Origin of the sequence: Burkholderia sp. AU18528 (genome assembly GCF_002223215.2) — a bacterium.
Lineage (GTDB): Bacteria > Pseudomonadota > Gammaproteobacteria > Burkholderiales > Burkholderiaceae > Burkholderia > Burkholderia semiarida.
In genome coordinates this window covers 20,700-45,175 of record NZ_NKFC02000004.1, presented here as the reverse complement: position 1 = coordinate 45,175, position 24,476 = coordinate 20,700, and the positions used below count along the sequence as shown (strand labels likewise).

Annotated in this window: 24 protein-coding genes and 1 tRNA gene; 11 read left to right on the top strand and 14 right to left on the bottom strand. The window is 66.5% G+C overall.

Annotated elements, in window-relative coordinates:
* The first annotated feature begins 5 nt into the window (after positions 1-5).
* Complete coding sequence (locus CFB52_RS02730; RefSeq protein WP_059580894.1) at positions 6-614, top strand: CNP1-like family protein; 609 nt, start codon at positions 6-8, stop codon at positions 612-614.
* A 96-nt stretch (positions 615-710) separates the two neighbouring features.
* Here the strand turns inward: CFB52_RS02730 and proB are convergent, their stop codons facing one another.
* The 4 genes from proB to rplU form a co-directional block, all read right to left on the bottom strand.
* The gene (gene proB, locus CFB52_RS02725) at positions 711-1,829 is read right to left on the bottom strand and encodes a glutamate 5-kinase (RefSeq protein ID WP_059580892.1); all 1,119 of its coding nucleotides are present in this window, start codon (positions 1,827-1,829) and stop codon (positions 711-713) included.
* A 91-nt stretch (positions 1,830-1,920) separates the two neighbouring features.
* Complete coding sequence (obgE, locus tag CFB52_RS02720; protein WP_059580889.1) at positions 1,921-3,033, bottom strand: GTPase ObgE; 1,113 nt, start codon at positions 3,031-3,033, stop codon at positions 1,921-1,923.
* A 186-nt stretch (positions 3,034-3,219) separates the two neighbouring features.
* The gene (gene rpmA / locus CFB52_RS02715; RefSeq protein WP_006476999.1) at positions 3,220-3,483 is read right to left on the bottom strand and encodes a 50S ribosomal protein L27; all 264 of its coding nucleotides are present in this window, start codon (positions 3,481-3,483) and stop codon (positions 3,220-3,222) included.
* Positions 3,484-3,507: 24 nt separating this feature from the next.
* Entirely contained in the window at positions 3,508-3,819 is a 312-nt protein-coding gene (gene rplU, locus CFB52_RS02710) for a 50S ribosomal protein L21 (protein WP_006025184.1), read from the bottom strand.
* A gap of 210 nt (positions 3,820-4,029) precedes the next feature.
* On the opposite strand from rplU, the gene CFB52_RS02705 reads away from it, so the two are divergent.
* The 9 genes from CFB52_RS02705 (at position 4,030) to CFB52_RS02665 (ending at position 11,896) form a co-directional block, all read left to right on the top strand.
* Positions 4,030-5,025 carry a polyprenyl synthetase family protein gene (locus tag CFB52_RS02705; protein ID WP_059580886.1) on the top strand — a complete coding sequence of 332 codons (996 nt, stop codon included), beginning with the start codon at positions 4,030-4,032 and terminating at the stop codon, positions 5,023-5,025.
* A 148-nt stretch (positions 5,026-5,173) separates the two neighbouring features.
* A tRNA-Pro gene (locus CFB52_RS02700) sits at positions 5,174-5,250 on the top strand.
* Positions 5,251-5,390: 140 nt separating this feature from the next.
* Positions 5,391-6,683 (top strand): HlyC/CorC family transporter, encoded by a 1,293-nt coding sequence (locus CFB52_RS02695; RefSeq protein ID WP_081059040.1) that lies wholly within the window; start codon positions 5,391-5,393, stop codon positions 6,681-6,683.
* 83 nt (positions 6,684-6,766) lie between these two features.
* Positions 6,767-8,029: a GspE/PulE family protein gene (locus tag CFB52_RS02690; protein ID WP_099316053.1), complete on the top strand. Its 1,263-nt coding sequence runs from the start codon at positions 6,767-6,769 to the stop codon at positions 8,027-8,029.
* A 2-nt stretch (positions 8,030-8,031) separates the two neighbouring features.
* Positions 8,032-9,237, top strand: a complete 1,206-nt coding sequence (locus CFB52_RS02685; RefSeq protein WP_099316052.1) for a type II secretion system F family protein — start codon at positions 8,032-8,034, stop codon at positions 9,235-9,237.
* A 46-nt stretch (positions 9,238-9,283) separates the two neighbouring features.
* The gene (locus CFB52_RS02680) at positions 9,284-10,195 is read left to right on the top strand and encodes an A24 family peptidase (RefSeq protein ID WP_099316051.1); all 912 of its coding nucleotides are present in this window, start codon (positions 9,284-9,286) and stop codon (positions 10,193-10,195) included.
* A gap of 1 nt (position 10,196) precedes the next feature.
* Positions 10,197-10,802 (top strand): dephospho-CoA kinase, encoded by a 606-nt coding sequence (coaE, locus tag CFB52_RS02675; RefSeq protein ID WP_059580872.1) that lies wholly within the window; start codon positions 10,197-10,199, stop codon positions 10,800-10,802.
* 109 nt (positions 10,803-10,911) lie between these two features.
* Positions 10,912-11,667, top strand: a complete 756-nt coding sequence (gene zapD, locus CFB52_RS02670; protein WP_059580870.1) for a cell division protein ZapD — start codon at positions 10,912-10,914, stop codon at positions 11,665-11,667.
* Positions 11,668-11,695: 28 nt separating this feature from the next.
* Entirely contained in the window at positions 11,696-11,896 is a 201-nt protein-coding gene (locus tag CFB52_RS02665) for a DNA gyrase inhibitor YacG (RefSeq protein ID WP_021159902.1), read from the top strand.
* A gap of 57 nt (positions 11,897-11,953) precedes the next feature.
* Here CFB52_RS02665 and CFB52_RS02660 read toward each other — a convergent pair whose 3' ends face one another.
* The 4 genes from CFB52_RS02660 to secA form a co-directional block, all read right to left on the bottom strand.
* A complete protein-coding gene (locus CFB52_RS02660; RefSeq protein WP_059580864.1) occupies positions 11,954-12,397 on the bottom strand; it encodes an NUDIX domain-containing protein in 444 nt (147 codons plus the stop codon).
* Positions 12,394-13,263, bottom strand: a complete 870-nt coding sequence (locus tag CFB52_RS02655; protein ID WP_027783462.1) for an ATP-binding protein — start codon at positions 13,261-13,263, stop codon at positions 12,394-12,396. The genes CFB52_RS02660 and CFB52_RS02655 overlap by 4 nt, the downstream gene beginning before the upstream one ends.
* Before the next feature lie 19 nt (positions 13,264-13,282).
* Positions 13,283-14,524: a bifunctional glutamate N-acetyltransferase/amino-acid acetyltransferase ArgJ gene (gene argJ / locus CFB52_RS02650; RefSeq protein ID WP_099316050.1), complete on the bottom strand. Its 1,242-nt coding sequence runs from the start codon at positions 14,522-14,524 to the stop codon at positions 13,283-13,285.
* A 144-nt stretch (positions 14,525-14,668) separates the two neighbouring features.
* Positions 14,669-17,467, bottom strand: coding sequence for a preprotein translocase subunit SecA (gene secA / locus CFB52_RS02645; RefSeq protein ID WP_060312593.1), 2,799 nt, complete (start codon positions 17,465-17,467; stop codon positions 14,669-14,671).
* Between the two features lie 256 nt (positions 17,468-17,723).
* Between secA and CFB52_RS02640 the strand changes: the two genes are divergently transcribed.
* Entirely contained in the window at positions 17,724-18,200 is a 477-nt protein-coding gene (locus tag CFB52_RS02640) for a DUF721 domain-containing protein (RefSeq protein WP_006487136.1), read from the top strand.
* A gap of 80 nt (positions 18,201-18,280) precedes the next feature.
* Here CFB52_RS02640 and lpxC read toward each other — a convergent pair whose 3' ends face one another.
* The 6 genes from lpxC to CFB52_RS02610 form a co-directional block, all read right to left on the bottom strand.
* On the bottom strand, positions 18,281-19,198 hold the full coding sequence (gene lpxC, locus CFB52_RS02635) for a UDP-3-O-acyl-N-acetylglucosamine deacetylase (RefSeq protein WP_059580853.1): 918 nt from the start codon (positions 19,196-19,198) through the stop codon (positions 18,281-18,283).
* Between the two features lie 240 nt (positions 19,199-19,438).
* Positions 19,439-19,945: a peroxiredoxin gene (locus tag CFB52_RS02630; protein ID WP_059580848.1), complete on the bottom strand. Its 507-nt coding sequence runs from the start codon at positions 19,943-19,945 to the stop codon at positions 19,439-19,441.
* A gap of 188 nt (positions 19,946-20,133) precedes the next feature.
* Positions 20,134-21,330 (bottom strand): cell division protein FtsZ, encoded by a 1,197-nt coding sequence (gene ftsZ / locus CFB52_RS02625; RefSeq protein WP_021159911.1) that lies wholly within the window; start codon positions 21,328-21,330, stop codon positions 20,134-20,136.
* A gap of 116 nt (positions 21,331-21,446) precedes the next feature.
* Positions 21,447-22,679 (bottom strand): cell division protein FtsA, encoded by a 1,233-nt coding sequence (ftsA, locus tag CFB52_RS02620; protein WP_006487138.1) that lies wholly within the window; start codon positions 22,677-22,679, stop codon positions 21,447-21,449.
* A 26-nt stretch (positions 22,680-22,705) separates the two neighbouring features.
* Positions 22,706-23,458: a cell division protein FtsQ/DivIB gene (locus tag CFB52_RS02615; RefSeq protein WP_034186356.1), complete on the bottom strand. Its 753-nt coding sequence runs from the start codon at positions 23,456-23,458 to the stop codon at positions 22,706-22,708.
* A gap of 19 nt (positions 23,459-23,477) precedes the next feature.
* On the bottom strand, positions 23,478-24,419 hold the full coding sequence (locus tag CFB52_RS02610; RefSeq protein WP_034206326.1) for a D-alanine--D-alanine ligase: 942 nt from the start codon (positions 24,417-24,419) through the stop codon (positions 23,478-23,480).
* Positions 24,420-24,476: the final 57 nt, after the last annotated feature.

Below are 24,476 nucleotides of genomic sequence, written 5' to 3'. Positions count from 1 at the left end.
ACTGCATGACCGGGCGCGACCTTGGTGTCGCGCCCTTTTTTTACGAGGAATGCATATTGAAAGCGATTGCTCTCGCGCTCGCATCGATCGCCGCGATGGCCGCCCTGGCCGGCTGCGCGAACTCGAAAGCGCCGTCCAACAAGGATGACAGCGAGTTCGTGTACCTGCTCGACCGTCAGGGAACCTGGAAGGAAAACGCCGTCGACACGCTGCCGCCGCTGCCGCAAACGGGCGATCTGCTGCCATTCAACGTGTCGCAGAACACGCCGCTCAAGTTCTTCGTCGATGCGAAGTCGCTCGACGTCGGCACCGACGGCGTCGTGCGCTACGCCGTCGTGATCACGAGCCCGGCCGGCGCGCGCAACGTGAACTACGAAGGCATCCGCTGCGACACCTACGAATGGCGCCAGTACGCCGGCCTGAACGCGGACCACAACGGCTGGGATCGCACCGTCGAGAACGACTGGCGGCGCATCGAGAACGGCGAGTTGAACGCCTACCACTCCGCGCTCTACCAGGACTACTTCTGCTCGAACAAGATGCCCCAGGGCTCCACCCGGCAGATCCTCGAAAACATCCGGTTCCACCGCACCGCGATGACGCAGCTGCGCTGACGACGCGCGGGGGCCCGTCGCCCGCATCGCCCCGCTGCAACGAAAAGCCCGCGCGATGCGGGCTTTTTCATTTCGACGACGAAAACCGGCTGGCGATCACACCAGCACGAGGTTGTCGCGATGAATCAGTTCGGGCTCCAGCATGTAGCCGAGCACGGCCTCGATCTCGCCGCTCGGCTTGCGGTGAATCAGCTTCGTTTCCGCGCTGCTGTAGTTCGTGAGCCCGCGCGCCACCTCGCGCCCGTCCGGGCCGACACACGCGATCACCTCGCCGCGCGCGAACGCGCCCTGCACGTCGGTGACGCCGATCGGCAGCAGGCTCTTGCCGCCGGCCGTCAGCTTCTCGACCGCGCCGGCATCGATCACGACATGGCCGCGCACCTGCAGATGATCGGCCATCCATTGCTTGCGTGCCGCCATCCGCGCCGTCCGTGCGATCAGTTGCGTGCCGATCGCCTCGCCGGCCGCCAGCCGCACGAGCACGTCGGACTCCCGGCCGCTTGCGATCACGGTATTCGCGCCGCTGTGCGCCGCCCGCTTCGCCGCGAGGATCTTCGTCAGCATTCCGCCGCGGCCCAGACTCGAACCGGCTCCGCCTGCCATCGCCTCGAGCTCCGGTGCGCCCGCATTGGCCTCGCCGACGAGCGTCGCATTCGGATCCTTGCGCGGATCGGCCGTGAACAGCCCCGACTGGTCGGTGAGGATGATCAGCGCATCGCCTTCGATCAGGTTCGCGACGAGCGCGCCGAGCGTGTCGTTGTCGCCGAACTTGATTTCGTCGGTGACGACCGTGTCGTTCTCGTTGATGATCGGCACGACGCCGAGCCGCAGCAGCGTGAGCAGCGTCGAGCGCGCGTTCAGATAGCGTTCGCGATCCGCCAGGTCGGCGTGCGTGAGCAGGATCTGCGCGGTGCGGATGCCGTGCTCGGTAAAGCGGCTTTCGTAGACTTGCGCGAGCCCCATCTGGCCGACCGCGGCGGCGGCCTGCAACTCGTCGATTTCCCGCGGCCGCTTGCTCCAGCCGAGCCGCTGCATGCCTTCGGCGATCGCGCCCGAACTGACGAGCACGACTTCCTTGCCCTGCGCACGCAGCGCAGCGATCTGGGCTGCCCAGCGGCCGATTGCAGCATGATCGAGCCCCTTGCCGTCGTTGGTCACGAGGCTGGAGCCCACCTTCACCACCAATCGCTTCGAATCCGCGATGATCGAACGCATCCTGCACTGTCTCCTGTATCTGATGCCCGCCCCGGCCGGGCCCGATGGAACGCCAACGCCGGGCGGCACGCCCGGCGCGTCAGCGAACCGTTCAGGCGTCGTCGCCCGGCGCCGCACCACCCTTCGCCGACGGCGCCTCGCGGAAACGCACGTCCGCCGCGAGATCCTCCGCCTCCGCCGCGCGATGCGCGTCCGAATGTTCGGAGAGGTAGTCGTAGATCGCGTAGCACAGCGCTTCGCAGCCCTGGCCCGTGAGCGCCGAGATCTCGAACACGGGGCCGTCCCAGCCGAAGCGGTCGAGGAAATCCGCGACGCGCGCCTCGCGCTCGTCTTCCGGCACCATGTCCAACTTGTTGAGCACGAGCCAGCGCGGCTTCTCGTAGAGCGCCTCGTCGTACTTGCGCAGCTCGCCGACGATCGCCGTCGCTTCCGCGACCGGATCGACGCTTTCGTCGAACGGCGCGAGATCGACCAGATGCAGCAGCACGCCGGTACGCTGCAGGTGGCGCAGGAATTGATGCCCGAGGCCCGCGCCTTCGGCCGCCCCTTCGATCAGCCCCGGGATATCGGCGATCACGAAGCTCTTGCTCGGCCCGACACGCACCACGCCGAGATTCGGCGCGAGCGTCGTGAACGGGTAGTCGGCGATCTTCGGCTTCGCGTTCGACACCGACGAGATGAAGGTCGACTTGCCCGCGTTGGGCATGCCGAGCAGGCCGACGTCGGCGAGCACCTTCAGCTCGAGCTTCAGCATGCGCCGCTCGCCCGGCTTGCCGTCCGTCTTCTGGCGCGGCGCGCGGTTCGTGCTCGACTTGAAATGCAGGTTGCCGAGGCCGCCGGCGCCGCCCTGCGCGAGCATCACCCGCTGGTCGTGCTCGGTCAGATCGGCGATCAGCTCGCCGGTATCCATGTCGCTGATGATCGTGCCGACCGGCATGCGCAGCGTGACATCGTCGCCACCCTTGCCGTAGCAATCCGAGCCGCGGCCGTTTTCGCCGTTGCGTGCGAGATGCTTCTTCGCGTAACGGTAGTCGATCAGCGTGTTGATGTTGCGGTCGGCGATCGCGTAAACGCTGCCGCCCCGGCCGCCGTCGCCGCCGTCCGGCCCGCCGAACGGGACGAATTTCTCGCGGCGCATCGACGCGCTGCCATCGCCTCCGTCGCCGGCGATGACTTCGATTCGTGCTTCGTCAATGAACTTCATTCGTCACTCCGCCCAGTATTTCCGCTATTGTGCCGCGCGCCGACACGCTTGAACAATCTGCCGTTCGGCCGATCGTACGCCGGTTGCGCGAGGGTCGCCGGCCCGCATTTGCGGCCGGCGACCCAATAAAAAAGGCCCCGCGAAGACTGCGGGGCCTTTCGGCTACGAAGCCCGTGGGTGCCTGACTCAGGCAGCCGCCGGGACAACGATGACCAGATGCTTCTTGTCCGCGCCCTTCGTCGCGAACTTGACGTGACCGTCGACCAGCGCGAACAGGGTGTGATCCTTGCCCATGCCGACGTTCTCGCCAGCGTGCATGCGCGTGCCGCGCTGACGCACGATGATGCCGCCAGCGTTGATTGCCTGGCCGCCGTACACTTTCACGCCGAGACGTTTCGACTCGGAGTCGCGGCCGTTCCGGGAAGAGCCGCCTGCCTTTTTGTGTGCCATCTGATTGCTCCTTTACCGAGGCGCTTACGCGTTGATCGCGTCGATGCGCAGCTCAGTGTAGTTCTGGCGGTGGCCGCCGTGCTTTTGGTAGTGCTTCCGGCGACGCATCTTGAAGATGGTGACCTTGGCATGACGACCGTGCGACACGACGGTGGCCTTGACGGAAGCCCCACTGACCAGCGGCGTACCGAACTTAATCGATTCGCCTTCGCCCACTGCGAGAACCTGGTCGAGCGTGATTTCAGCGTCAATGTCAGCCGGTATCTGTTCTACTTTGAGTTTTTCGCCAACGGCAACCTTGTACTGCTTGCCGCCGGTTTTTATGACCGCGTACATTGAGAACCTCACTCTGGATCCAATTTTTCCGCACACCACGCGCGGAAAACACGTGATTATACATGGGGTTAGCACCCAAGTCAAAGCCGATCGACGATTGCCGCGCGCGGGCCTCGACCGGACGGCCAAAATCGCGCCACGGGTATGTCTGACAGACCGGCATATCGCGGATTCGACTTATAATCCGCCGCATCACCCAATTCCATCATCATGTCGTCGTCCACCGCCTCCCCCACCCTCAGCGCCGCCCACCTGCTCGCCCCGATCACCAGCGACATGGAGCAGGTGAATCGCGTTATCCGGCAAAGCCTCGCGTCCGACGTGCTGCTGATCAACCAGATCGCCGAGTACATCATCGGCGCGGGCGGCAAGCGGCTGCGTCCGGCGTTGCTGCTGCTCGTCGCCGGCGCGCTCGGCGAAACGTCGCACCAGCGGCACGTGCTGGCCGCCGTCGTCGAGTTCATCCATACGGCCACGCTGCTGCATGACGACGTCGTCGACGAATCCGAGCTGCGCCGCGGCCGCCAGACCGCCAATGCGCTGTTCGGCAACGCGGCGAGCGTGCTGGTAGGCGATTACCTCTACTCGCGCTCGTTCGAGATGATGGTCGGCGTCGGCAAGATGCGCGTGATGGAGATCCTGTCCGAAGCGACGACGATCATTTCGGAAGGCGAGGTGCTGCAACTCCTGAACATGCACGACGCGGACGTCGACGAGACGCGCTACATGCAGGTGATCCGCTACAAGACGGCGAAGCTGTTCGAGGCGTCGGCCCGCCTGGGCGCGGTGCTCGCGGGCGCCGACGCGCCGACCGAGGCCGCCGCCGCCGAATACGGCCGCCGGATCGGCACCGCATTCCAGATCATGGACGACTGGCTCGACTATGCGGGCACCGCGGAGGCAATGGGCAAGAATGCCGGCGACGACCTGCGCGAAGGCAAGCCGACGCTGCCGCTCATCTATCTGATCGAACGCGGCACGCCCGACCAGTCGGCGCTCGCCCGCGAGGCGATCGAACACGGCGGCACCGATCGCTTCGACACGATTTTCGAAGCGATCACGCGCTCGGGCGCGCTCGACCACACGCTCGAATGCGCACGCCAGGAAGCGCAGGCGGCGGCGGCGGCGATTGCCGCGTTCCCCGATTCGATCTACAAGGAAAGCCTGCTCGGGTTGTGTTCATACTCGACGTCGCGGCAGTCGTAAACACGCGGCGAACGGGAAGCGACGCCTTGTCTCGAAAAATTTCTTCACCAAAGTATTCCCTTTTAGAAAAAACATCGTTATAGTTACGTTCTTGCTTGTGACGACGCAGCGATCTTCAAGAAGACGGCGAAGTCCGAAGAGCAAAAATCGGGGTGTAGCTTAGCCTGGTAGAGCGCTACGTTCGGGACGTAGAGGCCGGAGGTTCGAATCCTCTCACCCCGACCAGATTTAAAAAAACCGTGCACCTTGTGCACGGTTTTTTTTCGTCCGGCCGCCGCGGGCCCTCGTGTCGCGCGCGACACATCGCGGTCGCCGGCCTCTGCTATATTTGCCCCATCCCTGTCCTTCACTGCCCTTTCCAACGCGTGGACCAAATTCCCTTATGGGCGCAAATCGGCGCCGTCTTCCTGCTTCTCCTCTGTTCCAGCTTCTTTTCCATTTCCGAGACCGCGATGATGGCGCTCAATCGCCATCGGCTGAAGCATCTCGCCGGCCAGGGCGTGCTCGGCGCGAAAACCACGCAGGGGCTGCTCACGCGCACTGACTTGCTGCTCAGCGTGATCCTGATCGGCAACAACCTGTTCAACACGATCATTCCGGTCCTCACGACGTCGCTCGCGCTCCATACGTTCGGCCGCAACAACCTCGCGCTGTCGATCGCGACCGGCGTCGTCGCGTTCCTGATCATCGTGTTCGCGGAAATCGCGCCGAAGATCGTCGGCGCGACGTTCCCCGAGCGCATCGCGCTGCCCGCGAGCCTCGTGATCGCCCCGTTGATGCGCGTGTTCAAGCCGGTCGTCTGGTTCGTCAATGCGCTCGCGAACGGCGTGCTGTGGGTGCTGCGCATCAACACGAAGAAGGGCCGCGACCAGCGAATGTCGGCCGACGAGCTGCGCGCCATCGTGCTCGAATCGAGCAGTTTCATGCCGACCAAGCACCGCAGCATCCTGCTCAACCTGTTCGACCTCGAGAACATCACGGTCGACGACGTGATGGTGCCGCGCCGCCAGATCGAGTCGCTCAACTTCTACGCGCCGCTCGACGACATCCTGCATCAGCTCGAAACCTGCTATCACAACCGCCTGGTGGTCTACGAAGGCGACATCGACAAGGTGCTCGGCGTACTGCACGTGCGCAAGACGCTCACCGGGCTGCACAACCAGGATTTCGACCGCGAGACGCTGCGCACGCTGCTCGCCGAGCCGTACTACGTGCCGTCGGGCACGCCGGTGGTCCAGCAGCTCCAGTTCTTCCAGGAAACGCGGCAGCGCACCGCGCTCGTCGTCAACGAGTACGGCGAGCTCGAAGGACTCGTCACGCCCGAGGACATCATCGAGGAGCTGATCGGCGAATTCACGACGTCGATGCCGCGCAGCGAACGCGCGGGTGGCTGGGACGAGAACGGCGAATGCATCGTGTCGGCCAGCATGCCGCTGCGCGAACTGAACCGCTGGCTGCACCTGAAACTGCCGACCGACGGGCCGAAGACGCTGAATGGGCTGGTGCTCGAGATCCTCGAGGAAATTCCTGAAGACGACGTGTGCCTGAAAATCGGCGACGTGATGCTCGAAGTGATGCGCAGCGACGATCAGGCAGTACGTACCGTCAAGCTCTTCAAGCCGCGCGGCACGCGCACCGGGCGCGCCGCCTCCCGCTAGCCGAACGGCCGACTGCCGGCGCCGCCCGCGACGCGCGATCATCTGCGCATCACGGTCAACAGGCGGCCAGCGTGCCGGCTCACATGCACTTCCCTTCCTCCGGGGCGTCGCCGCACACGCAGTCGGCGCCCGCGCACGCCGCCGCACCCCATGCACTCGATGCGGCCCAGCTCGACGATGCCCCCGCCGTACGGCTGCTGACGGACACGCTGCACGCGGCGCGCGTGCGCGACGCGTCAGACATCCACGTCGAGCCGTTCGAAGCCGGCTGGCGCATCCGTCTGCGCATCGACGGCGTACTGCATGAACATGCGCGACCGCCGCTGCACCTGCGCGATGCGCTCGTGACGCGGATCAAGGTGCTCTCGCGCATGGACATCGCCGAGCGGCGGCTTCCGCAGGACGGCCGGCTGCGCATCGCGATCGACGGCGGCACGCGCGGCGACTACCGCGTCAGTTCGCTGCCGACGCTGTTCGGCGAAAAGCTCGTGCTGCGGCGGCTCGAAACGCTGCCGCCCGATCTCACGCTTGCCAACCTCGGCTTCGACGCGCGGCAGGCCGCCGCGATGGAGGCCGCGATCCGCGCGCCGCATGGCCTCGTGCTCGTCACCGGCCCGACCGGCAGCGGCAAGACGCTGTCGCTCTACTGCGCACTGCAGATGCTCGATCGCGACGCGCACAACGTCTGTACGGTCGAGGATCCCGCCGAGATCCAGCTCGACGGGATCAACCAGGTCGGCGTCGCCGACAAGGCCGGTCTCACGTTTGCGACCGCGCTGCGCGCGCTGTTGCGACAGGATCCCGACGTCATCATGGTCGGCGAGATTCGCGATGCGGAGACGGCCGATGTCGCGATCAAGGCCGCCCAGACAGGCCATCTCGTGCTGTCGACGCTGCATACGAACGACGCGCCGGCCGCCGTCGCGCGGCTGCTCGACATCGGCGTCGCACCGTACAACGTCGCGGCCGCGCTGCACCTCGTCACCGCGCAGCGCCTCGTCCGGCGCCTGTGCGTCGCCTGCCGCGTGCATTCGGACGCATCGGCGCGCGCGCTGCGGGAAGCCGGCTGCGACCCGGCGGCGCTGGCAACCGGCTGGCGGCCGTTCGTCGCGCGCGGCTGTTCCGCCTGTCACGGAATCGGCTATCGCGGCCGCATCGGCCTGCATCAGACGATGCCGGTATCGCCCGGGCTGGCCGAGCGCATCGTCGCGCGGGCAAGCGTCCGCGAACTCGCGCAATGCGTGGCGGCCGAGGGCGTGCGTACCCTGCGCGACGCGGCATTCGCGCGCGTGCTGGACGGCACGACGAGCATCGCTGAAGCCGTCGCCGCCACGCCCGCGGCGTGAAGATGCGCACGCCACCGCGCGAAACCCGCTTTGCATGGCGCGGCCGCCATCGCGACGGCGCGCCGCGCCGCGGGATCGTCATCGCTTTCGACGCGGCGGCCGCGCGCGCCACGCTCGCGCGCGACGGCATCGCGGTACTATCGCTCGACGTCCGCGGGCCGGCCCGTCCGCCGGCGGCCGGCGCCCGTGACATCACACGCTTCACGCGCCAGCTCGCGAGCCTGTTGCAGGCCGGCCTGCCGCTTGCACCGTCGCTCGAGATGCTCGCGCGCACCCGCACGCGCGACGGCGTGCCGCGCATCGCCGCGGGGCTCGCCCGCGAGATCGTCGGCGGCCGGCGCTTCGCCGACGCACTCGCACGTTATCCCTCGCAGTTCGGTACGCTGTATCGTCAGTTGATCGAGGTCGGCGAGGCGTCCGGTTCGCTCGGCATCGTGCTGACGCGGGTCGCGGAACACCGCGAGCGCGCCGACGCGCAATGGCGCAAGCTGCGTGCCGCGCTCGCGTATCCGGCCGCCGTCATCCTGTTCGCGCTCGCGATCTCGGCAGCATTGATGGTGTGGGTCGTGCCGACCTTCCGGCAGATCTTCGACGGTTTCGGCGCCGCCCTGCCCGCACCGACCCGCGCGCTGCTCGCGCTGTCCTCCGCGCTGTCGGCGTGGGGCGGCGTGCTGCTGGCCGGCGCGGCCGCCACGGGGCTTGCCGCGCAGCACGCGCTTCGGCGCTCGTCCGCATTGCGCCATGCGCTCGCGCGACACCTGCTGCGCGCCCCGCTCGCGGGCAGCGCGCTGGAGCGGTTCGCGGCCGCACGCTGGTGCCGCTCGCTAGCGACCCTGCTCGGCGCCGGCGTGCCGCTCGCCGATGCGTTCGCCACGCTCGAGCGCACGGCCGGCCACCCGGTGTTCGCGCAGGCTACCGCGCACATCGCCGCACGCGTGTTGCGCGGCGTGCGCCTGGCCGATGCGATGCATTCGGCCGGCTGCTTTCCGGACGACGTCGTGCAACCGATCGCCGTCGCCGAGGAAACCGGTGCGCTCGACACGATGCTCGCCGACATCGCCGCGTTGTGCGAACGTCAGCTCGACGCGCGCCTCGATGCGCTCGCGGCGCTCGGCGAACCGTTGATCGTGATCGTCCTGGGCGCGCTCGTCGGCGGCCTCGTGATCGCGATGTACCTGCCCATCCTTCAGCTCGGCAACGTGGTGTAGCATCGCAACCGACTCTGTCGCCTTTTTGTCCCGAACCTTGATCCTCATGACGCCAGCGCTCCTGCCCGCCGTTTCCGATTCGCCCGAGAGCACGCTGCTCGCGCTGGCGATGCTGCCGCCTGCGCTGCAGTATGCGTTCGCGATCGTCATCGGCCTGTGCGTCGGCAGCTTCCTGAACGTGGTCGCGCACCGGCTGCCCGTGATGATGCAGCGTGCGTGGCAGGCCGAAATCGCCGAAGCGACGGGCACCGAGCCCCCGCCGCCCGACGACGGTTATCCGCCGCGCTACGATCTGTGGCGCCCGCGCAGCGCCTGCCCGCATTGCGGCCACGTGTTACGCGCCTGGGAGAACATCCCGCTCGTCAGCTACCTGGTGCTGCGCGGGCGCTGCCGGCGCTGCGGCCATTCGATCGGCATCCGCTATGTGCTCGTCGAACTCGCGTGCGCGCTGCTCGCCGCCGTCTCGCTCGCGGCGTTCGGCCCGACCGTCGCCGCGCTTGCCGCGTTCGCGCTGTGCGCGGCGCTGCTCGCGATGAGCGCGATCGACATCCGCACCGGCTACCTGCCCGATTCGATGACGCTGCCGCTGCTGTGGGCCGGGCTCGCGCTCAACCTCGGCGGCACCTTCACGTCGCTGCGCTCGGCCGTGATCGGCGCGATGGCCGGCTACCTGTTCCTGTGGTCGATCTACTGGCTGTTCAAGTGGCTGCGCGGCATCGAGGGCATCGGTTTCGGCGACCTGAAGCTGCTTGCCGCGCTCGGCGCATGGATGGGCTGGGCCGCGCTGCCGCAGGTCGTGCTGTTCGCGGCGGTGACCGGCGCGATCGTCGGGCTCGTCGCGACCTGGCGCGGCCGCATGCGCTTCGAGGAGCCGATTCCGTTCGGCCCGTTCCTCGCGGCCGGCGGCGTCGCCACGCTGTTTTTCGGCACCCCTTTCTATGCGGCGCTCGGAGGCTGACATGTTTTCAGTAGGACTCACGGGCGGCATCGGCAGCGGCAAGACGACCGTTGCCGACCTGTTCGGCGCCCGTGGCGCATCGCTCGTCGATACCGACCTGATCGCCCACCGCATCACCGCGCCGGGCGGTCTCGCGATGCCGGCGATCGAGCAGGCCTTCGGCCGCGGCTTCGTGGCCGCCGACGGCTCGCTCGATCGCGCGAAGATGCGCACGCTGATCTTCAGCGACGACGACGCGCGCCGGCGCCTCGAAGCGATCACGCATCCGCTGATCCGCGCGGAGACCGACCGCGAGGCGCGCGAGGCGCGGGGCCCGTACGTGATGTTCGTCGTGCCGCTGCTCGTCGAGTCGGGCACCTGGAAGGCGCGGAGCGATCGCGTGCTCGTCGTCGACTGCCCGGTCGAAACGCAGATCGCGCGCGTGATGCGGCGCAACGGCTTCACGCGCGAACAGGTCGAAGCGATCATCGCGCGACAGGCGACGCGCGAGGCCCGCCTCGCGGCGGCCGACGACGTGATCGTCAACGACGCGGTCACGCCCGACGCGCTCGCCGCGCAGGTCGATGCACTGCACCAACGCTACGTCGGATTCGCAGCCGCGCACTGAGCATCGCATGCAATCCTGATGGTGTACGAAATTGGCGCGTTGCTAGGGTAGAGAGGGGGCATTAGAATGTCCTTCATTGTTTCAATCCCTACCCAAGAGGCGAGCGCGCTTGATTCTTTACGAGTATCCGTTCAACGAGCGAATTCGCACGCTGTTGCGTCTCGAAGATCTGTTCGAGCGCTTCGCGTTCTTTTTGGCTCAGGAGGACCCGCGTGAGCACCACGTCGCGCTGACGACGCTGTTCGAAATCGCCGAGGTGACGGGCCGCGCGGACCTGAAATCGGATCTGATGAAGGAGCTCGAACGCCAACGCCAGACGCTCGCCCCCTTTCGCGGCAATCCGGGCATCGAGCAGAACGCGCTCGAAGCCGTGCTCGGCGAAATCGAGCAGACGCTCGCGAATCTCGCGCAGATGCAGGGCAAGACCGGCCAGCACCTCGTCGACAACGAGTGGCTCGCCAGCATCCGCAGCCGCGCGGTGATCCCGGGCGGTACGTGCAAATTCGACCTGCCGTCGTACTACGCGTGGCAGCAATGGCCGGCCGAGCAGCGGCGCCAGGACATCGCGAAGTGGATCCTGCCGTTGCTGCCGTTGCGCGACGCAGCGGCGATCGTGCTGCGGCTCGCGCGCGAATCGGGTCAGGCGTCGAAGGTCATGGCGATGCAGGGCAGCTACCAGCAGATGCTGTCCGGGCGCAGCTATCAGTTGATGCAGGTGCGGGTGTCGCCGGAGCTGCGCGTGATTCCCGAGGCGAGCGCCAACAAATACATGCTGTGGGTGCGGTTCACGATGCAGGACGGCGACGTGCGGCCGCGCGCGGTGGACATCGACGTGCCGTTCCATCTGACCCTGTGTAATCTGTAACGGCCGCGTGCCGGTTCAACGCTTTCGTATGACTACCGTCGTGAAATGTCCTTCGTGCGGCGCAGAAGTGCGCTGGACGCCTGAAAACAAGTTCCGTCCCTTCTGTTCGGCCCGCTGCAAGCAGCTCGACCTCGGCGCATGGGCCGCGGAAAAGTATCGGATCGGCGGTTCTTCCGACGAGGGCCCGTCGTCGGAAGAAGACGGCACGGACAATCGCCGCGACAGTTGAGCGGCGCGCGGCGCCGTCCGCCAATATGGCCTGCGTTTCAGGCAGGCCGCCGCGGCGTCACTGCGACGCCGCTTCCTTCTCGAGCAGTTCGAGCACCGGCAGCGCCGCCGGCAACAGCGGCGCGACCTCGACCGGCAGTTGCTGCCACACGAACGCCTGTCCTTCCTTGCTGTGCGGCTCGCCCGTCCAGCCCGTCACCTTGCAGAAATAGAGCCGGACATACGCGTGCGGATAATCGTGCTCGAGCGTGTGCCAGCGGTGGCTGGCCGTGACTTCGATGCCGAGTTCCTCGTGCAGCTCGCGCGCCAGTGCGTCCTCGACGCTTTCGCCGGCCTCCAGCTTGCCGCCCGGGAACTCCCAGTAACCTTCATACGGCTTGCCCTGCAGGCGTTGCGCGAGCAGATACCTGCCGTCCGGCTGCACCATCACGCCAACCGCGACTTCGGTCACCTTGCGGCCGTCCGGCGCCCGCACGGCGCCTTGTGCCTGATCCGCGCTCATGCCTGCTCCTTGCGGCCCGACCAGTCCCGCGCGAACTGCCACGCGACGCGGCCCGAGCGTGAGCCGCGCTCGAGCGCCCATACGAGCGCGTCGCCGCGCGCGGTCTCGATCTCCGCATCCGGGCAGCCGAAGTGACGCAGCCAGTGCGCGACGATGTCGAGGTAGTCGTCCTGCTTGAACGGATAGAAGCTGACCCACAGGCCGAAGCGCTCCGACAGCGAGATCTTCTCCTCGACGACTTCGCCGGGGTGAATCTCGCCGTCCGGCAGATGCTTGTACGACTCGTTGTCGCTCATGTACTCGGGCAGCAGGTGACGGCGGTTCGACGTCGCGTAGATCAGCACGTTGTCCGACTGCGCGGCGATCGAGCCGTCGAGCGCGACCTTCAGCGCCTTGTAGCCCGATTCGCCGTCCTCGAACGACAAGTCGTCGCAAAACACGATGAACCGCTCCGGCCGCTGCGAGATCAGGTCGACGATGTCGCCGAGATCGTGCAGGTCGTCCTTGTCCACTTCGATCAGGCGCAGCCCGTCGTTCGCGTACGCATTCAGGCACGCCTTGATCAGCGACGACTTGCCGGTACCGCGTGCGCCGGTCAGCAGCACGTTGTTGGCCGGCTTGCGCTGCACGAACTGGCGCGTGTTCTGGTCGATCAGCGCTTTCTGGCGGTCGATGTTGTGCAGGTCGCCGAGCGTGATCGACGACACGGCCGGCACCGGCTGCAGGTAACCGCGCCCCTGGCGCTTGCGCCAGCGGAACGCGTGCGCCGCGTTCCAGTCGATGGCCGCCGGCGCGGGCGGCAACATCCCTTCGAGACGGCCGAGCAGCGCTTCCGCGCGTGTCAGAAACTGTTCAAGCTTGTCCATGTCGTTCGAGCGCTCCCGATCAGGAGCGGTAATCCGCGTTGATGCTCACGTAATCGTGCGACAGGTCGCACGTCCAGACGGTGGCCTGCGCATCGCCGCGCCCCAGCAGCACGCGGATCGTGATCTCGCTCTGCTTCATCACGCGCTGGCCGTCTTCTTCCTGGTAGGCCGGATTGCGGCCGCCCGCCTTCGCGACCAGCACGTCGTCGAGATAAAGATCGATCTTGCCGACGTCGAGATCCGCGACGCCCGCATAGCCGATCGCCGCGAGAATCCGGCCGAGGTTGGGGTCGGATGCGTAGAAGGCGGTCTTCACGAGCGGCGAATGGCCGATCGCGTACGCGATCTGGCGGCATTCGGAGACACTCCTGCCGCCTTCGACCTGCACCGTCATGAACTTCGTCGCGCCTTCGCCATCGCGCACGATCAGTTGCGACAGCACCTGCGCGACTTCCGTCACCGCGTCGCGCAGCGCCGCATAGGCGGGCGAATCGGTCGACGTGATCGCGGGCAGCGTACTCTTGCCCGACGCGATCAGGATGAACGAGTCGTTCGTGGACGTGTCGCCGTCGATCGTGATGCAGTTGAACGAGCGGTCGGCGACTTCCTTCACGAGCGTGTCGAGCACCGGCTGCGCGACGTTCGCATCGAACGCGAGGAAGCCGAGCATCGTCGCCATGTTCGGCTTGATCATGCCCGCGCCCTTGCTGATGCCCGTCAGCGTGACCGTGTGGCCGTCGATCGTCACCTGGCGCGACGTCGCCTTCGGCAGCGTGTCGGTCGTCATGATCGCCTGCGCGGCGTCGAACCAGTTCGCGGCCTTGCGGTTCGCGAGCGCGGCCGGCAGGCCGGCCTTCAGGCGATCGATCGGCAGCGGCTCGAGGATCACGCCGGTCGAGAACGGCAGCACCTGCGCCGGCTCGATGCCGGCCAGACGCGCGAGTTCCGTGCAGGTTTCGCGCGCGTTCACGAGGCCCGGCTCGCCGGTGCCCGCGTTCGCATTGCCCGTATTCACGACCAGCGCGCGAATGCCCGCGCCGCCGGCACGCACCTTCGCCAGGTGCTCGCGGCAGACGGTGACCGGCGCTGCGCAGAAACGGTTTTCGGTGAACACGCCCGCGACCGCCGCGCCTTCGTCGACGGAGATGACCAGCACGTCCTTGCGATTCGGCTTGCGGATGTTCGCTTCCGCCCAGCCGAGCGTGACGCCGGCGACGGGATGGAGTTGGGCGGGATCGATCGACGGAAAATTGACAGCCATGGGGCACACCTGCCGGATGGAAAATGCCGGCACGTGCCGGCATCGATTGGAAGAACCGGCGGCCGCACGCGCGGGCCGCCACAACTCACGTCACTGACTGGAAGCTGCGAACGACGCGGCGCGCGTGATGCGCGCCGCCGCCGATCATGACAGCTTCCCGTGACATTGCTTGTACTTCTTGCCGCTGCCGCACGGGCACGGATCGTTGCGGCCGACCTTCGGCATTTCGCCGCCGGGCCCGCTGTGCGTCATCGCGCTGCCGACCATGTCGGCCGTCGCCGTGGCCGCCGCGGCTGCCGTGACGTTCGCCACCGGCGCGCCGGCGTCCGCGTAATCGGCATGCTGGTATTCGACGTTCTCGAGATGACCGCTGCGCTCCTCGATCTGTTCGGCGGCTTCCTCGAGCTGCTCCGGCGACTGGATCTGCACGTTCATCACGATGCGCGTGACTTCCTGCTTGATCGCGTCGAGCATCGCGGCGAACAGTTCGAACGCCTCGCGCTTGTACTCCTGCTTCGGGTTCTTCTGCGCGTAGCCGCGCAGATGAATACCCTGGCGCAGGTGGTCGAGCGCCGCGAGGTGCTCGCGCCACAGGCGGTCGACCGTCTGCAGCATCACCGAGCGCTCGAACGCGCTGAACGATTCGCGGCCGACCATCGCGACCTTCGCCTCGTACTGCTCGTCGGCGGCCGTCGTCACGGCGTCGAGGATCTCGTCGGCCGTGATCGACGACGACTCGTTCACCATTTCCTGGATCGCGAGATCGAGCTGCCAGTCGTTGCGCAGCGCTTCCTCGAGCTCCGGCACGTCCCACTGCTCCTCGATGCTGCCTTCCGGCACGAACTGGCGGACGACTTCGGTGATCACCCCGTGACGCATCGCGGTGATCGTCTCGGTGATGTCGTGCGCTTCGAGCAGTTCGTTGCGCTGCTGGTAGATCACCTTGCGCTGGTCGTTCGACACGTCGTCGTATTCGAGCAGCTGCTTGCGGATGTCGAAGTTGCGCGCCTCGACCTTGCGCTGCGCCGATTCGATCGACCGCGTGACGATGCCGGCCTCGATCGCCTCGCCTTCCGGCATCTTCAGGCGATCCATGATCGAGCGCACGCGGTCGCCCGCGAAAATGCGCAGCAGCGGATCGTCGAGCGACAGGTAGAAGCGCGACGAGCCGGGATCGCCCTGACGGCCCGCACGGCCGCGCAGCTGGTTGTCGATCCGGCGCGATTCGTGGCGCTCGGTGCCGATGATGTGCAGGCCGCCTGCGGCCTTCACCTCCTCGTGCAGCGTTTCCCACTCGTCGTGAAGCTGCTTGATGCGGCGTGCCTTCTCGTCGGCCGGAATCGCATCGTCGGCCTCGATGAACGCCGCCTGCTTCTCCGCGTTGCCGCCGAGCACGATGTCGGTACCGCGGCCAGCCATGTTGGTCGCGATCGTGATGCGCTTCGGACGGCCGGCTTCCGCGACGATCGCCGCTTCACGCTCGTGCTGCTTCGCGTTCAGCACTTCGTGCGGCAGCCCCGCCTGCTTCAGCAGGTGCGACAGCAGTTCGGAATTCTCGATCGACGTCGTGCCGACCAGCACCGGCTGGCCGCGCTCGTAGCAGTCGCGAATGTCGCGGATTACCGCGTCGTAGCGCTCCTTGGCCGTCTTGTAGATCTGGTCCTGCTTGTCGATCCGCTTCGGCGGGCGGTTGGTCGGGATCACGACCGTCTCGAGGCCGTAGATCTCGTTGAATTCGTACGCTTCGGTGTCCGCGGTACCCGTCATGCCGGCAAGCTTCGCGTACATCCGGAAGTAGTTCTGGAACGTGATCGACGCGAGCGTCTGGTTCTCGCTCTGGATCTTCACGTGCTCCTTCGCCTCGACCGCCTGGTGCAGGCCGTCGGACCAGCGGCGGCCGGCCATCAGGCGGCCCGTGAATTCGTCGACGATCACCACTTCGCCGTTCTGCACGACGTAGTGCTGATCCTTGTGGAACAGCGTGTGGGCGCGCAGCGCCGCGTACACGTGGTGCATCAGCGTGATGTTCTGCGGCGCGTACAGGCTCTCGCCCTCGCCGATCAGGCCCCATTCGGCGAGCAGGCGCTCGGCCTTCTCGTGGCCCGATTCCGTCAGGAACACCTGGCGCGACTTTTCGTCGAGCGTGTAGTCGCCCGGCTTCTCGACGCCCGTGCCGTCGGCCTTCTCTTCGCCGATCTGGCGCTCGAGCAGCGGCGGCAGTGCGTTCATCCGCACGTACAGCTCGGTGTGATCCTCGGCCTGACCCGAAATGATCAGCGGCGTACGCGCTTCGTCGATCAGGATCGAGTCCACTTCGTCGACGACGGCAAAATTCAGCGCCCGCTGCACGCGCGCGTCGGTCTCGTAGACCATGTTGTCGCGCAGGTAGTCGAAGCCGAATTCGTTGTTCGTGCCGTACGTGATGTCCGCCGCGTACGCCTGCTGCTTCTGGTCGTGCTCCATGCCGGACAGGTTGATGCCGACCGACAGACCGAGGAAGTTGTAGAGGCGCGCCATCCACTCGGCATCGCGCTGCGCGAGGTAGTCGTTGACGGTCACGACGTGCACGCCGCGGCCGGCCAGCGCATTCAGGTACACGGGCAGTGTCGCGACGAGCGTCTTGCCCTCGCCGGTGCGCATTTCCGCGATCTTGCCGTAGTGGAGCACCATGCCGCCGATCAGCTGCACGTCGAAGTGGCGCATCTTCAGCACGCGGCGGCTTGCCTCGCGACAGACCGCGAACGCTTCGGGCAGCAGCTTGTCGAGCGACTCGCCGGCCGCGACCCGCTGGCGGAATTCGTCCGTCTTGCCGCGCAACTGGTCGTCCGTCAGCTTCTCGATCTGCGTTTCGAGCGCATTGATCGTCGCGACGGTCTTTTGGTATTGCTTGACGAGCCGCTGGTTGCGGCTGCCAAAAATTTTCTGGAGAAAACCGGTTGTCATCGGATCGGATCCTGCGTCGCAGCACCGGCGCCCGGCGCGTGTTGCGCGCCCCGGCGCCCGAGCCTCGGCGGCTTAGCGAATTAGTGGACTCAAACGTCGAATTTTAGCACGCGGGGACGCATGCGCCCGCGTCCCGGCCGGACGGCCATCGCGCGCCGGGGCCGGGCGGACAGGGGCGAAAGCCGCGCGTGCGCGAGCCGGCGCGAGTACAATCGGCTGCAACCTCCGCGCGCGTGCGCGCTCGAAGAAAGCCTCGATGAACCGATTTTCCAAGCGTTTCGGCCCGCTCGCCGCCTATCGTCCGCAACCCGTGTCCGAAGTGCTCGGCCGTACCGACGCGTTCGCGGCGTTGCGCGCCGGCGTCGAGCAGATCGCGTCGCTGCAGCGCGACCTCGGCGCGTGCCTGCCCGATTATCTGGCGAATCACGTCGAACCGGGCTTCATCAAGGACGGCACCCTGACCCTCTTTGCCGCACACAATGCGCTGGCAGCACGGCTGCGGCAGGTCGAAGTGCGGCTGCTCGGCGATCTCCAGAAGCGCGGCTGGCCGGTGACGACGCTGCGGGTGCGCGTGCGGCCGAAGGACGCGCCCGAACCGCCACATGTGAAGCAGGCGCGGATGACCTCGGCCGGCGCCGCCGCGTTGCGCGACCTCGCCGATCACCTCGAACCGTCGCCGCTGCAGGCGGCGCTCGCGCGGATGGCGGCACGGCACGGCGCGAAGCCGCGTTGATCGCCAGGGCCGCAGGCGGCGGCCCGCCAATAAAAAAGCGACCCGAGGGTCGCTTTTTTATTGCTTGCGCTGAACACAGTTCACGCGAAGGCCGTCTGCGCGTCGAACGCGAACCCCTTCGGCGCCGCCTGCGGATCGTCGAACGTCACGATCTCGTACGCGTCTTCGTGCGCGAGCAACTCGCGCAGCAACGCGTTGTTCAGCCCGTGGCCCGACTTGTACGCGGTGTACGACGCCAGCAGCGGGTGGCCGATCACGTACAGGTCGCCGATCGCATCGAGCATCTTGTGCTTCACGAACTCGTCGTCGTAGCGCAGCCCGTCGTTGTTCAGGATCCGGTACTCGTCGAGCACGATCGCGTTGTCCATGCTGCCGCCGCGGGCGAGACCCAGCTCGCGCATCATTTCGACTTCATGGGCAAAACCGAACGTGCGCGCGCGCGCGATCTCGCGTACGTACGACGTATTCGCGAAATCGACCTCCAACTCCTGGCCGGTCTTGTCGACGGCCGGGTGACGGAAGTCGATCGTGAACTTCAGCTTGAAGCCGAAATACGGATCGAGACGCGCGAACTTGTCGCCATCGCGAATTTCGACCGGCTTCTTCACCTGGATGAAGCGCTTCGGCGCGTTCTGCTCTTCGATGCCGGCGGATTGAATCAGGAACACGAAGGACGCGGCGCTGCCGTCCATGATCGGGATTTCCTCGGCCGTCACGTCGACATACAGGTTGTCGATGCCGAGGCCGGCGCACGCCGACATCAGGTGCTCGACCGTCGACACGCGCGCGCCATCCTTCTGCAGCACCGACGCGAGCCGCGTGTCGCCGATCGACATCGCGGAGGCCGGAATATCGACGGGCGTGGGCAGGTCGACGCGCGAGAACACGATACCCGTGCCCGGCGCGGCCGGACGGAGCGTCAGTTCGACCTTGCGGCCCGAGTGGAGACCGATACCGACGGTCTTCACGATGGATTTGATGGTGCGCTGCTTCAACATGGTCTTCTTCGTCTTGATTGAGGATATCAATCAGGAGTTATATTCGATAGGCGCGATTATAGCGTAATTCCCAATTCAACGCTGTCTGAAACTGCGTATCAATCTGTTTCGACTGTTTACCCGCGCCGATACGGGACGGGCCGATGCCCGGAACGGAGGCGTTTCCGGTCATCGACCCGTGTTACAACTGCCCTGAGGCCGGCGAGCAGCGTTGCCGGAAGGCAACGGCGCGCCGCACGATCAGGACGTCAACGTCGCGAGCACACTCGCCGCATCGCTCACTTCGAATTTGCCCGGCGCCTCGACGGCCAGCGTCTTGACCACACCGCCGTCGATCACCATCGCGTAGCGCAGGGAACGAATTCCCATGCCACGCGCGGACAAATCCTGCGTCAGCCCCAGCGCATGAGTGAAAGCCGCGCTGCCGTCCGCCATCATGCGCACCTTGCCCGCGGTGTGCAGATCACGTCCCCATGCGCCCATCACGAATGCGTCGTTGACGGACACGCACCAGATCTCGTCGATACCCGCCGCGCGCAGTTGCTCGGCGTGCTCGACGTAGCCCGGCACATGCTGCGCCGAGCAGGTCGGCGTGAACGCGCCCGGCAATCCGAAGATCACCACCCGCTTTCCCGCAACCTGGTCGCGCACGCTGAAGGCATTCGGCCCCAGCGTGCACCCTTCGCGCGCGTCGTCGACGAACTCGAACAATTGCGCGTCGGGCAGCGCGTCGCCCACTTGAATCATGGCTGGTCCCTCATAGCGATACGGTTTTTCAGCGTGTCGCGGACAGCACGGCCCATCCCGCTCCGCTCAAGCGAAGAGGGCACCTTTCCCGGCCCGGCGTCGCATCCGACGCGGCCTGTCGTGGTCCGTGACATCCGTCACGCCGGCGATACCGCGGCGGTGTCGCCGCGGCTTCGCCTGTGTTTGCGTCAGTCAGCCTGCTTGCGCAGGAAAGCCGGGATGTCGTACGTGTCGACCCCCTTCTCCTGCAGCGCCTGCACGTGCGATGCCGCGGTTTCGCGCGAGTTGCGCCACACCGCCGGCGTATCGAGCGCGCCGTAGTCGGCCGTGCTGACGTGATGCGCCGGCGCATAGCCGTGCGACACCGCGCTGACCGGCTGGTTGTCCGTACCCGTGCGCAGCAGCGTCATCGGTGCCGACTGCTGCTTCTTCGCCGCACGGCCCAGACCCGTCGCCACGACCGTCACGCGCAACGCATCGCCCATCGCGTCGTCGTACACCGCACCGAAGATCACCGTCGCATCTTCCGCCGCGTAGCTCTTGATCGTGTTCATCACTTCGCGCGTTTCCGACAGGCGCAGCGAGCGGCTCGACGTGATGTTGACCAGCACGCCGCGCGCGCCCGACAGATCGACGCCTTCGAGCAGCGGGCTCGCCACGGCCTGTTCCGCCGCGAGGCGCGCGCGATCGACGCCGGCGACCGTCGCCGTGCCCATCATCGCCTTGCCCTGCTCGCCCATCACCGTCTTCACGTCTTCGAAGTCGACGTTCACGAGGCCGTCGACGTTGATGATTTCCGCGATACCCGCCACCGCGTTGTTCAACACGTCGTCCGCGCACTGGAAGCACTTGTCCATCTCGGCGTCGTCGCCCATCACGTCGAACAGCTTGTCGTTCAGCACGACGATCAGCGAGTCGACGTGATCCTCCAGTTGCTGCGAGCCTGCTTCGGCGACGCGCATGCGCTTGCCGCCTTCGAACTCGAACGGCTTGCTGACGACACCGACCGTCAGAATGCCCATCTCCTTCGCGATCTGCGCGACCACCGGCGCCGCGCCCGTGCCCGTGCCGCCACCCATGCCGGCCGTGATGAATACCATGTGCGCGCCGCGCAGTGCGTCGGCGATGCGCTCACGCGCCTCTTCCGCTGCCGCACGGCCCATTTCCGGCTTCGCACCGGCGCCAAGACCCGTGTTGCCGAGCTGGATCACCGACGATGCACGCGAACGCGACAGCGCCTGGGCGTCCGTGTTCATCACGATGAAATCGACGCCCTGCACGCCGCGGTTGATCATGTGCTGGACGGCATTGCCGCCAGCGCCGCCAACGCCGACCACCTTGATGATGGTGCCGTTGGTCTCGGTTTCCAGCATTTCGAATTCCATGTTGCCTCCGTCAAGAGAATGACTGCTACTCGGCCGTTATTCGGCAGGAGATCGGGCAACCCCCTGTCGCGCGCCAGCCGCCGGCACCAGCGCGAATTTCGATTCGGTTCGACTCGTCAGAAGTTGCTCAGGAACCATTCCTTCATCCGCGAGAACACCTGCCCCGCGTTGCCGGACTGCACGGCGACCTTGCGGCCGCGCATGCGCTGCGCACTGCCTTCGACGAGCAACCCCATCGCCGTCGAGTAGCGCGGATTGCGCACGACGTCGGAGAGGCCGCCTGCATATTCCGGCGCGCCGATGCGCACCGGTTTCAGGAAAATGTCTTCGCCGAGCTCGACCATGCCCGGCATCATCGAAGCGCCGCCGGTAATGACCACGCCGGAGCTCAGGAGTTCTTCGTAACCCGACTCGCGCACGACCTGCTGCACGAGCGAGAACAGTTCCTCGACGCGCGGCTCGATCACGGCCGCGAGCGCCTGGCGCGACAGCGTGCGCGGGCCGCGTTCGCCGAGGCCCGGCACTTCGACCATTTCGTCCGGATCGGCGAGCGCCTGCTTCGCGATCCCGTAGCCGACCTTGATGTCTTCCGCATCCGGCGTCGGCGTGCGCAGCGCCATCGCGATGTCGCTCGTGATCTGGTCGCCGGCGATCGGAATCACCGCTGTGTGGCGGATCGCGCCTTCGGCGAAGATCGCGATGTCCGTCGTGCCGCCGCCGATGTCGACCAGCACCACGCCGAGATCCTTCTCGTCTTCCGTCAGCACCGCCAGCGACGACGCGAGCGGCTGCAGGATCAGGTCGTTCACTTCCAGCCCGCAGCGGCGCACGCACTTGACGATGTTCTGCGCGGCGCTCACCGCGCCCGTCACGATGTGCACCTTCACTTCCAGCCGGATGCCGCTCATCCCGATCGGCTCGCGCACGTCTTCCTGGCCGTCGATGATGAATTCCTGCGTGAGGATGTGCAGCACCTGCTGGTCGGTCGGGATGTTGATCGCCTTCGCGGTCTCGATCACGCGCGCGACGTCCGTCTGCGTGACCTCCTTGTCCTTGATCGCGACCATCCCGCTCGAGTTGAAGCTGCGGATGTGGCTGCCCGCGATCCCCGTAAACACGTTGGTGATCTTGCAGTCGGCCATCAGCTCGGCTTCCTCGAGCGCGCGCTGGATCGACTGCACGGTGGCCTCGATATTGACCACCACACCTTTCTTCAGACCCTTCGACTCGCTCTGGCCGAGACCGATCACCTCGTAGTGACCCTCGCCCTTCAGCTCGGCGACGATGGCCACTACCTTCGACGTGCCGATGTCGAGGGAAACCAGCAGATCCTTGTAGTCTTTGCTCATAAAGTGCTCTTGCGTGTGATCTCTCGTTACTTCTTGCGCTTGTCGGTATCGGTCAGGAACCGCATGCCTGCCGCGCGAATCGCGAATCCGTTCGGATAACGCAGATCCGCGTACTCGATGTCGTTGCCCCAACGCTCCGTGACGGCCGGCCACGCGGCCACCAGGCGCTGGCTCCGGTCATGCAGCGTGTCGCTGTTGCGTTCCTTGCCCAGCTCGACCTGCATGCCGTTCGACAGCTTCACCGTCCACGCGTACCGCGCCGACAGCGTCACTTCTTCCGGCGCCGCCTTCAGCGGCGCAAACCATTTCCCGAAGTCGCGATACCGCGTGACGACTTCCTTCGCACTGCCTTCCGGGCCGTCGAACGCCGGCAGTTCCTGCTCCAGCTCGCCCTGGTTCGCGGTGAACAGCTCGCCGTCGACGCTCACCAGCTGATCGCTGCCCCAGGTCCCAAGCGGCTTGTACTCCTCGAGCGTGACAGCCAGCGCATTCGGCCACACCCGGCGCACGCTCGCGTGACGCACCCACGGCATCTGCTCGAACGCGGCACGCGCCGCATCGAGATCGACCGTGAAGAAATTGCCCTTCAGCCGGCCGACCACGCCCGCGCGCACCGTCGGCGAGTTGATGTGCTCGGTGTCGCCGTCGATCCGGATTTCCCGCAGCGCGAACGTCGGGCGCTGGATCAGCCAGTAGCAGCCGGCCGCCGCCAACACGAGCAGCAGCAGCGCGTACAGCGCGCTGGCGGCAAGGTTGAGTTGGCGAACGTTGTTCCACATACGTCGTTCCGTTCCTGCGTCAGTCGTTGAGCGTGAGCGACAACACCTTCACGACCAGCTCCGAATAGCCGATGCCGACCGCGCGCGCGGCCTTCGGCGGCAGCGAGTGGTCGGTCATCCCGGGGGCCGTGTTCACTTCCAGGAAATACGCGTTGCCGGCCGCGTCGAGCATGAAATCCGCACGGCCCCAGTCGGTGCAGCCGAGCACGTCGAACGCGCGGCGCGCGATGCGCTTCAGTTCCGCCTCCTGTTGCGCCGGCAGGCCGCACGGGATCAGGTACTGCGTATCGTCGGCGACGTACTTCGCGTGGTAGTCGTAGAACTCGCCCGCCGGCACGATCTTGATCAGCGGCAGGTCGAGATCGCCGGCGATGCACGCGGTGTATTCGCCGCCGCCTTCGATGCTCTTCTCCACGATCACGATCTTGTCGTGCGTCGCGGCTTCCGCGAGCGCGGCCGGCAGCGCGTCGGCCGTCTTCACCTTCAGCACCGCGACGCTCGAGCCTTCGCTCGCCGGCTTCACGAACAGCGGCAGGCCGAGCTTCGCGACAATGTCGGTCGCGCGCGCGGCCAGATCGTCGCCGCGCATCACCGTCTCGAACGGCGGCGTCGGCACGCCCGTCTGCTGCCACACGAGCTTCGTGCGGAACTTGTCGAGGCCGAGCGCCGACCCGAGCACGCCGCTGCCCGTGTAGCGGATCCCGTAGAAATCGAGCGCGCCCTGGATCTGGCCGTTCTCGCCGTAGCCGCCGTGCAGCGCGTTGAACGCGCGCACGAAGCCTTCGTCCTTCAGCGCCGACAGCGGCCGCTCGGCCGGGTCGAACGGATGCGCGTCGACGCCCGCGTCACGCAGGCCCTGCAGCACGAGGCGGCCCGAGGTGAGCGACACCTCGCGCTCGGCGGATTCGCCGCCGAACAACACCGCCACCTTGCCGAAGCGTTTCGGATCGATTCCGCTCATGCCGACCTCCGCCGGGCCGCCCCAAGGAGGCTGACCGCCCCCGCGGGGGGCAGCGAA

Coding starts and splice junctions, on each gene's coding strand:
- CFB52_RS02730 (WP_059580894.1), top strand. CDS start 6: ATGACCGGGCGCGACCTTGGTGTCGCGCCCTTTTTTTACGAGGAATGC.
- proB (WP_059580892.1), bottom strand. CDS start 1,829: ATGCGTTCGATCATCGCGGATTCGAAGCGATTGGTGGTGAAGGTGGGC.
- obgE (WP_059580889.1), bottom strand. CDS start 3,033: ATGAAGTTCATTGACGAAGCACGAATCGAAGTCATCGCCGGCGACGGA.
- rpmA (WP_006476999.1), bottom strand. CDS start 3,483: ATGGCACACAAAAAGGCAGGCGGCTCTTCCCGGAACGGCCGCGACTCC.
- rplU (WP_006025184.1), bottom strand. CDS start 3,819: ATGTACGCGGTCATAAAAACCGGCGGCAAGCAGTACAAGGTTGCCGTT.
- CFB52_RS02705 (WP_059580886.1), top strand. CDS start 4,030: ATGTCGTCGTCCACCGCCTCCCCCACCCTCAGCGCCGCCCACCTGCTC.
- CFB52_RS02690 (WP_099316053.1), top strand. CDS start 6,767: ATGCACTTCCCTTCCTCCGGGGCGTCGCCGCACACGCAGTCGGCGCCC.
- CFB52_RS02685 (WP_099316052.1), top strand. CDS start 8,032: ATGCGCACGCCACCGCGCGAAACCCGCTTTGCATGGCGCGGCCGCCAT.
- CFB52_RS02680 (WP_099316051.1), top strand. CDS start 9,284: ATGACGCCAGCGCTCCTGCCCGCCGTTTCCGATTCGCCCGAGAGCACG.
- coaE (WP_059580872.1), top strand. CDS start 10,197: ATGTTTTCAGTAGGACTCACGGGCGGCATCGGCAGCGGCAAGACGACC.
- CFB52_RS02665 (WP_021159902.1), top strand. CDS start 11,696: ATGACTACCGTCGTGAAATGTCCTTCGTGCGGCGCAGAAGTGCGCTGG.
- CFB52_RS02660 (WP_059580864.1), bottom strand. CDS start 12,397: ATGAGCGCGGATCAGGCACAAGGCGCCGTGCGGGCGCCGGACGGCCGC.
- CFB52_RS02655 (WP_027783462.1), bottom strand. CDS start 13,263: ATGGACAAGCTTGAACAGTTTCTGACACGCGCGGAAGCGCTGCTCGGC.
- argJ (WP_099316050.1), bottom strand. CDS start 14,524: ATGGCTGTCAATTTTCCGTCGATCGATCCCGCCCAACTCCATCCCGTC.
- secA (WP_060312593.1), bottom strand. CDS start 17,467: ATGACAACCGGTTTTCTCCAGAAAATTTTTGGCAGCCGCAACCAGCGG.
- CFB52_RS02640 (WP_006487136.1), top strand. CDS start 17,724: ATGAACCGATTTTCCAAGCGTTTCGGCCCGCTCGCCGCCTATCGTCCG.
- lpxC (WP_059580853.1), bottom strand. CDS start 19,198: ATGTTGAAGCAGCGCACCATCAAATCCATCGTGAAGACCGTCGGTATC.
- CFB52_RS02630 (WP_059580848.1), bottom strand. CDS start 19,945: ATGATTCAAGTGGGCGACGCGCTGCCCGACGCGCAATTGTTCGAGTTC.
- ftsZ (WP_021159911.1), bottom strand. CDS start 21,330: ATGGAATTCGAAATGCTGGAAACCGAGACCAACGGCACCATCATCAAG.
- ftsA (WP_006487138.1), bottom strand. CDS start 22,679: ATGAGCAAAGACTACAAGGATCTGCTGGTTTCCCTCGACATCGGCACG.
- CFB52_RS02615 (WP_034186356.1), bottom strand. CDS start 23,458: ATGTGGAACAACGTTCGCCAACTCAACCTTGCCGCCAGCGCGCTGTAC.
- CFB52_RS02610 (WP_034206326.1), bottom strand. CDS start 24,419: ATGAGCGGAATCGATCCGAAACGCTTCGGCAAGGTGGCGGTGTTGTTC.